General features: G+C 72.8%; 1 protein-coding gene and 1 pseudogene. Both read right to left on the bottom strand.

What is annotated here, in order from left to right:
* Nucleotides 1-699: MerR family transcriptional regulator (locus ABZW32_RS39990; RefSeq protein WP_356225855.1), on the bottom strand; the 699-nt coding region annotated here is incomplete at its 3' end.
* A 205-nt stretch (nt 700-904) separates the two neighbouring features.
* Nucleotides 905-1,230 (bottom strand): annotated as a pseudogene (locus tag ABZW32_RS39985) (hypothetical protein); the annotation flags it as partial.

Genomic DNA, 1,230 nt, shown 5'->3' with positions numbered 1-1,230 from the left:
GGCCGGCAGGAGACCGACGGCTGCGGCTTCGCCGACGCGTTCGCGCATCGCCCGGTCGATGGAGTCCTGCACGGCGACGGCGTCCTCCCCGGTGGGCTCCTGCGCCTGGTCCCGTGCGACGCGGCGGACCGAGGCACGGAAGTCCGTGTCCTGGCAGAGTCCGGCGAGCTCCACCCACGCCTCGACCTGCTCGGGCGTGGGATCGTCCGGGAGTTCGGGCATGGCGGACCGCATCAGGGCCACGAACTCGGGGTTGGTGTCGAGCCCCTCGAAGGCCTCGTCGATGAAGCCGGACACCAGCCGGTGCTGTTCGGTCCGGGAGAGCGTGGCGAGTCGGTGCATCAGGTCCATCTCCATGGTGGTGGGGCCGCGTCTGGCGACCGCGCGGAGCACTGCCCGGCGCAGGCGGAGGTTCCGGATCTGCACGTCCAGTGCCCTGGCGTGCGCTTCCGTGACCTCCGGTATGGACGCCTCCCGGTCCAGTACCCGGCGCACTGTCGCGAGGTCCAGCCCGAGGTCGCGCAGGGTGCGGACGAGGGCCAGGCGTGCGAGCGCGTCGGGGCCGTAGAGCCGGTACCCCGCCGGGCTCCGGTCGGTCGGCGGGACGATGCCCTGGTCGGAGTAGAACCGGATGGTCTTCACCGTCAGGCCGGTCCGGTGGGATAGATCTCCGATGGAGAAGAGCGCGTCGCTGTCCATGCCCCCAGCTTGATGCCTCCCCCCGGGGGAGACTCAAACCGGGCCGGACCCGCCACGCGGTGCTGCGACGCGCGCGGCACGTGGGCATGGTCCTGGATCCGGACGTGCACGGCTTCGCGTGGTCGCGGTCGGCGGTGGAGGCGATGGACGCGGGCTTCCTCCTACGCGGTGGAGCGGCTGAGCGTGCTCGGCCTGCTGATCGACCTCAGCGGCCACCGCCGGTACAGCTCCCCTCGACCCCGGTCAGGTCGACGAGGTCGCCGCCCGGGAGGGTCTGGCAGAGCTGCTGGACCGTCAGGCGCCGCTCGGCCCGGAGCAGGCCGCGGCCCGGCTCGGCGTACGCCGGGTCGTTTTCGAGTGGACGCGCCGCCCGGGCTGGATCTCCCCTGGCGCCTGGGGAGGCGTCCAGTTCGGCGAGTGCAAGGCCGGTGCAGTCGCAGTGGAAGCACCGGCCGCCATCGGCCGTGCGACGGGCCCCGATAGGCGTAGCCCAGGGCCGTCGGCTGTGCGAGGGGGTAACGGGTGGCACCC

This window comes from Streptomyces sp. NPDC004667, from assembly GCF_040609475.1.
GTDB lineage: Bacteria > Actinomycetota > Actinomycetes > Streptomycetales > Streptomycetaceae > Streptomyces.
Note: the sequence above shows the minus strand (reverse complement) of the source record. Positions and strands in the feature narration are given on the sequence as shown.